Raw genomic sequence first — 6,502 nt, 5'->3', positions numbered from 1 at the left:
GCGCTTCTCCTAGGATTACCCCTAGGACCTGCAGCGTTCGCCTCCGTCAAACAAGGCGGCCTTCCTCGTAGGCGTACCGAACTCGCTACCTTGATCGACCCGGATCGTCGCCGGGAGACCCACTTCATTGCAAACCCTTTCCAGTACCTCCACGACGTCGGTGCCGCGGAAGGTGAGCCGCGGCTCCGGTGCGGGCGAGAAGCGTGAGAAGATAGCGACGATCGTGAGCACCCGGAGCTTGCCGCCGGTGGCCAGCTGGTCATGAACGAAGTCCATCGCCCAAATCTCGTTGGCCTGCGTTGCTGGCCTTCGGTCATCGCGCAGCTTGGCCTTGACCCGGCGCTTGGGCGATTTGTTGCGCAATTGCAGGCCCAATTCGCGATAGATGCGACGGGTCTTTGTTCTGGCCGTGGCGCCATCCCTCGCGGCGCAGCAGCACGTGGACGCGGCGATAACCGTAGCGAACGCGAACATGGCAGATCTCCTCGATCCGATCCTCGAGGGCCGCCTGGCCGGAGCGACGAGACTTGTAGTGGTAGGTCGATCGGTCGAACTCGAGAGCCGCGCAGGCCTTGCGGATCGACACCTGCCACTCACCGCAAACCTCATCGACGAGCTTGCGCTTCCGGCCAGGCTTCACAGCTTTCGGCGGATCACGTCCTGCAGCATCTCCTTGTCGAGTACAGATCCGCCACCAGCTTCTTCAGCTTGGCGTTCTCGTCCTCGAGCTGCTTCAGCCGGCGCATCTCGGTCGGTAGCAGCCCGTCATACTTCTTCTTCCAATTAAAATAGGTCGCTTGGCTGATCCCGGCCTTGCGGCAAATGTCTGCAACCGAGACCCCGTCATTACTTTGCTTCAGGATAAACGCCTTCTAGGCGTCCGAAAACTTCGAGGCCTTCATCGTCGTCCGCTCCTCCCAGCCGAGGGGATTCGGCAGCGCAACACTCTAGCCAAAATTGGTCCAGTTCTTCGGCCTCAGATCAGCACCAGCTTGCCTTCGTTCTTTTCCGTCGCGAGTGCGTCAGCGGTCAAATGCCACAATTTTGCTAGACGTACTCCGTCATGGCTGATTGCTTTTTCATCGCTCGCGAGATCCCGCACCGTGAATCAGCCCGTTGTTGGACCCTCTTAGGAAACGACATAGCGCATCCAGTCTCTCCTTTGGCGATCGCTCGATAGCCTGCGAGAAGCACGCATGCGCTGGACAGCTCAGCGAAGTACGGCATCGACGTCCTTCGTCATTAAACAGGTGTCGCGCGCGGCACAAGCCATGGCTCGCCGTGACGCAACGCGACATCCCAGCATAACATCCATAAGGCTCAAATTCTACTCAACCTCAGAACCGTTGGTCGACCGCTCGCAGTCGTGCTGTCGCGATTTAGATCGACTAGGCCGGCGATACTCGCACGATCAACGACTCACCGACCTCGAACGCGGCTGCATCGTCGATTGCAATCTCGGAGGCGATCGCTCAAGGCTCAAAACCTTGTCTTACAACGTCGGATCGGTGTCTCTGCTAGATGTTCCTGTCTGCGCAAAGAAAGTGGAACCCCATCGAAGGGAGTACATGCCCGCACGCCTTTACTGCAGCTCTACGTATCGCAATTGGCGGCCAGCCGTAGCTTCCTCAGGAACGGGGCAAATCCATCAGTTGGGCATTCCTTCGCTACGCTCGCTTGGACTTTTTCGATCGTCCGCTTGACGGGCTTCTTTGCCACGCTTGCGCGTTTTTGAGCATTGGGCTTTGAAGCATACGGGTCACGCCAGTGACGAGGGACGAAATCGGGTGCTTGGCTGGGACGGCTGCTCGGAGCGACCGGAAGGGGGTCTTGCCCTGGAGCCACGAAGCTTACCCCCGTTACCTGCTTGGGGAGTTCCAGGTCTTGGATCGTGAGAGTTTGCAACCTGTCGGACTTATTCGTACTCGCAGCCGAAGCCGGTGTAATAAATTCCAGCACCTCATCTGACTGAAGCGGCGGATCCGATCTGCGGCCCCCAAAAGCAATCGCGCAGATCGCAATTAGTCCAAGCCCCCCAAGTACGATAGCTTTTGGCATTTGCCAGTCCCCACTTTGGCAATGTTAGCAATCTGCCACGAATTGGGTCCGGAATGAGGCAAAACCTCTTCGTTTGGTTAATTCGGGGAAGCGCGTTAGCGATTTCTGGCGCTGGCTCGACAAAATCGACGAAGCTTGCCTGAATTCCACCAATTCAGCGACTGAAAAGCCGTCGGGTATCGACCAGGCACGAATCAGCATCCTCTCAATTGGCCCTTTAGCCCGCCCCGATAACTCGCGGGGAGCAGCGCAACGCGTCAGAGGCGTGCGCAAGAAAGATCACGGGGCTTAGCAAGACAAACGTACCAACGGCGACTTCCATCATCGCTTCATCCATCTGCTGGACGTCCCCAGCAGCGCCGCTTGCAAGATCTCTTCGTAAAGCACGTTGGTGACCGCAAGCATGAGCGTTCCCGCAATTTTGACCGTACGAACGTCAGAGCAAGAACGTTTCAGGATCGCTTCGCTGCCTCCCAGAATGGTTTCCCAGCCATAGTGAACGGGCTGGCGCTTTGTCGGCAGCGCGCGGTGACAAGTTCAACATGAACATGATCGCGCGTGAGACGATTGCAGCATCAATGCAATCTCACTAGGGTTGGCCGAGCGTAGAGTTCAAGCAGGTAAATCAATGCAGCGAATTCGTCGGTCTAGGAGGCCTCGGGGGAGTGGACGACGTCTGTTGGAGGCAATAGACGCAGCATGATGCGGAAATTGATTATTCTGATTGCCTGGTGCTGCCTCGGATCTATCGCCTTTGTAACGCTTTCTCCGATCGGCTTGCGCCCTGAAATAGGATCTGCCGGGCTGGAGCGTTTCGCAGCCTATGGTGTACTCGGCGTCCTCTTCGTAGTCGCATATCCCCGCCGATTCACATTGGTGATAACATTTATCCTTTGCGTGGCTGTTTCGCTCGAGTTGCTGCAACATCTCACTCCCGACCGCGATGGCCACATCGCAGACGCCGCGCAAAAAGTTATTGGTGGACTTCTTGGTTCGAGCGCCGCGAAGTTTGCTCGTCTATGGCGAGACCAGTCCCAGTAAAATGGCCACGGCGCCGCCGGTGGTATGATTTCGCAACTGCATGGGCGAACGCCTCAAGAGCCGAAGATGTGAGTGCGCCAATGCTATGCGTACGGCCTCCTGATCCGTTTCGGCAACCTCGACATGACACGGCTTGTAGACCTGGCGGGCACTTATACCCTGCCGGCAGCGCCACGCTGCGTGGTAAAACGTGTAGCGATATTTTTCCTATGGCAAGCGGTCCTAGTCAAGAAAGCGCAACCTCACCAGATCACCATCCCTCTGATTACCACGACTTCGACCTAGCGCCTTCATCGTCATTTTAGTTTGGACTAAGGTGCTTGATCATTGCGACAGCTGAGGCTTCGGCCTTCAGGACTCCATCAACGTGCGGCTCTTTGAGCCGTCCTATGGGAACGGACATCCATTGTCTAAGGCGTCAGCTCTAAAGGGTCTTCTTTGGAAAGACTTCCAATCCGACGGTTAGAATGCTCAAACAAGGCGATCGATCTGAGAAATTTCGCGGCCGACTCCAAGAAGGCGGGTGCCGAGATGCGCTGCCTAAGGCAGCTTGAGGACGAGAATGCTAAGTTGAAGAAGCTGGTAGCGGATCTATCACCAAGGAGCGTCCGCAGGACGCAATTCACCGGGCACGTGGCGCGCCGTGACACCTGCTCTCCTTTGCTAAATCCCGGCACTCCCGTCCATGGGCGGCAGTTCGTTGGTGTCGGCTGATGTCGACCCACAGGGCCGTTCAAGCGCAACGAAGAATTCCGAGAACGGATTCATCGGGTTGGCGATTAACTCGGACATTGCTTCCAAATCCGCTCACTGATCGCTTTTCAAGGCCTCTGGAACAAATTCGTCATGCTAGTCTGCATTGGTTCATCAGAAAGTATTGGCATCCGCGGCGACCAATTAATCCCTCCAAGCCCCCCTCAACGCAGAGCCTATTCCTGAAGAGTACTTGAAGCCGCAACCGCGCAACAACGAACGCGTTATCCTGGATCAACTGGTAAAGGCTCTCGGGCGGCCTAACCTGATCGTCGCCGTCAATCAGAGGCACCGCAATCACTGGCCCGTTGACGCCCATGCTGCGCCAACACTTGCCACTCCTCTGCAAGTGCCAGCCAAGCTTTTTCGTCTAGCGTGTGCCGCGCGTTGATTGCATTGGCCCGACATTCCTTCGCGAGTGCCAGATACCTTGCAATTTCAGTTGGCGTTCCCGTGCTCTGCTGCATGCTTAAGTATTTCCGTCCCGCTGACACTGCGCAACGTTTCTTACGACAAGTGCGAAGGAACCGGATCGGCTGTGGCATTGCCGCAACTATACAACTGATGCTCGCCCGAAAATGGCAAGGTAGCTGCCGTTTGGCGACTATTGGGCCACCACCTGTGCACCGTGAGTTTGCGATGCAGACACGCGGTGGGCGTTAAGCCGGATCCAAGGGCGCGAATTACGTAAGCGCTGAGCCGTCACCCTATTGATGCGGGCTTGACGCCTTGCGGAAGCGCCACGCCATGAGGTCGCCGATTCTGCTATGGGGATGGCCGTCGATGATCGCCTGGAGCGTTTCGGCGATGTAGGCTGCCGGGTTGACGTCATTGAGCTTGCAGGTGGCGACGATCGAGGCGAGCAAGGCCCAGTTTTCTGCCCCGATTTCATGACCGGCGAAGAGAGCGTTTTTCTTGGTCAAGCAGACCGGCCGGATGGCGTTTTCGACCGGGTTGGTGTCGAGCTCGCGACGCCCGTCTTCGAGGAAGCGGGTTAGCCCCTGCCGATGATTGAGCGCATAGCGGATATCCTCGGCGAGCGTCGAGCCGCTGGAGATCATCGACAGCTGTTTCTCGAACCACGACTTTGAGGCGGCTACCATGGGCAGCGAGTGCTCCTTGCGCGCGGCCAATCGGATGTCCGGCGATGAGCCGCGCACCATGGCTTCGATGGCGTAAAGCTGCGCGATGTGCAGAACGGCGGCCTCAGCGATCGGCGACTTGCTGTTGCGTACCAATTTGACGAAGCGTCGGCGCAAATGGCTCCAGCAATGCACAAGCGTCCATGGGCCTTGCGGCCGAGCAACTTCGGTCAGCCGGTCATAACCGTCATAGGCATCGCATTGCAGGATTCCGATCCCGAGGCCGCCGCCCGCAAGCTCATCGAACTCGCCAAAAGGGTCGAGGCGGTCCAGGACGGCCGCATTCACATCGAGAAGATCAACGCGCCGTTCCTATCAAAGAACGGCTGCAATGCCGGCGGGGCCGAATTCGGAGCCGGCATCAAATACGCGATCGACCAAGGATGGCTCGATCTGCACGAGAGCGGTACCTATGTGCGGCTCTTGTCGCCTGGCGACAATCTCATGTCGTACTGAGCACCCGTAAATTTCCCAAGGTGGGACAGCGAGGAACAAAGGCCGCCATGTCCGCTTGTGAGACTCGCTGGCTTCGGTTGAACAGAGGGGTCACCATCATGCCGAAGCAGTTCGCGATAGCTTTCTGGTCATTGGCCGCTGATTGCATCGCCGCATTCAGTATGGCTGCAATTGTAGCTCACCACTAGAAGGCAAAGAAAGATCCGCCGACCCGGGCTCAAAACGACGCCTTCTAACATTTGATGGAAGCCAGTGCTTCTACGGCGCTGCAGTCGTTGCGCGAGTCAAGCCGACTCGCTTACGCTCAATACATGCGACGGTCGCTGCGGGCATTTTTCATTTAAGAATTTAGATGATAAAGCGGGAATGGACTTCTGAAGAGATCATCCAGCTACGTCAGCTCGCAAAGGACGGATTATTCGCCAGGCGCATTGGTGACAGACTCCATCGAGCCGAGTCGACGGTTCGACGCAAGGCTGAGGAGCTCGGAATTGAGATAAGACGCAGCTCAAAAAGGATGCGTCTGCCGAACATTCCGACCCACGCCGAGCGGACGGCTATCACAGCTCTTCATCTAAATCTTCCCCTACCATCCGGAGTTGGACAGGCGACGCTCGAAGGCTTGATGCATAAGGGCTGGATCGAGACGCAGGGTGGTACGTGGAAGGCTACCCGCGAGGGTCTTGATGCGATTCTTCGCAAGATACCGGTGCAGGACTGATCGCTGCCCGGAAGGGGATCATTCTATGGCGCATAGTATTCTTTGGGTTGGCTTTCAGACCTTCTTCTGCTTGCCTTCGCCATCACCGCCTGCCTGTTCGATCGCTACCATCAGCAGTAACTCAGGGACCACCGACGGTAGGAACAATTGGCTTGGGTTTGGCTTCTGAGTCTCGCCGGCCCGCCGTCGGGCTGGCGCAGCGGCCCCGGCCCATACTCCCAAGCCCCTGCGAGCCGGGGCCGTCTCTGCCTCACTGCGGATTCCGATCGATGTCGCCCAGGATTCCGAGATGATCTCGCCCACCATTCCGATTTGAAGTCGCCCACCCGTT

4 protein-coding genes and 2 pseudogenes are annotated in these 6,502 nt (G+C 57.3%); 2 read left to right on the top strand and 4 right to left on the bottom strand.

The window, feature by feature from the left end; genetic code table 11:
- Positions 1–78: 78 nt before the first annotated feature.
- Positions 79–863, bottom strand: a pseudogene (locus L6639_RS42595) (IS3 family transposase); the annotation flags it as partial.
- Positions 864–2,757: 1,894 nt separating this feature from the next.
- Here L6639_RS42595 and L6639_RS42590 point away from each other — a divergent pair.
- Positions 2,758–3,099, top strand: a complete 342-nt coding sequence (locus tag L6639_RS42590; protein WP_237867318.1) for a VanZ family protein — start codon at positions 2,758–2,760, stop codon at positions 3,097–3,099.
- A 663-nt stretch (positions 3,100–3,762) separates the two neighbouring features.
- On the opposite strand, the gene L6639_RS43205 is transcribed toward L6639_RS42590, so the two are convergent.
- On the bottom strand, positions 3,763–3,891 hold the full coding sequence (locus tag L6639_RS43205; RefSeq protein WP_276576272.1) for a hypothetical protein: 129 nt from the start codon (positions 3,889–3,891) through the stop codon (positions 3,763–3,765).
- Between the two features lie 668 nt (positions 3,892–4,559).
- Entirely contained in the window at positions 4,560–5,168 is a 609-nt protein-coding gene (locus L6639_RS42585; protein ID WP_237867319.1) for an IS66 family transposase, read from the bottom strand.
- Here L6639_RS42585 and L6639_RS42580 point away from each other — a divergent pair.
- Positions 5,124–5,450: a hypothetical protein gene (locus L6639_RS42580; protein ID WP_237867317.1), complete on the top strand. Its 327-nt coding sequence runs from the start codon at positions 5,124–5,126 to the stop codon at positions 5,448–5,450. The two genes, L6639_RS42585 and L6639_RS42580, sit on opposite strands and share 45 nt — an antisense overlap.
- A 775-nt stretch (positions 5,451–6,225) precedes the next feature.
- Here L6639_RS42580 and L6639_RS42575 read toward each other — a convergent pair.
- Positions 6,226–6,502 (bottom strand): annotated as a pseudogene (locus tag L6639_RS42575) (hypothetical protein); the annotation flags it as partial.

The sequence above is a fragment of the Bradyrhizobium zhengyangense genome, assembly GCF_022012555.1.
Classification (GTDB): Bacteria; Pseudomonadota; Alphaproteobacteria; order Rhizobiales; family Xanthobacteraceae; genus Bradyrhizobium; species Bradyrhizobium zhengyangense.
The sequence above is the reverse complement of the archived record's forward strand: the minus strand, read 5'-3'. Positions and strand labels throughout refer to the sequence as shown.

Bases quoted from the DNA above. Each gene is read 5' to 3' on its own strand.
- L6639_RS43205 (WP_276576272.1), bottom strand. From the start codon at position 3,891: ATGTCCGAGTTAATCGCCAACCCGATGAATCCGTTCTCGGAATTCTTC.
- L6639_RS42590 (WP_237867318.1), top strand. From the start codon at position 2,758: ATGATGCGGAAATTGATTATTCTGATTGCCTGGTGCTGCCTCGGATCT.
- L6639_RS42580 (WP_237867317.1), top strand. From the start codon at position 5,124: ATGCACAAGCGTCCATGGGCCTTGCGGCCGAGCAACTTCGGTCAGCCG.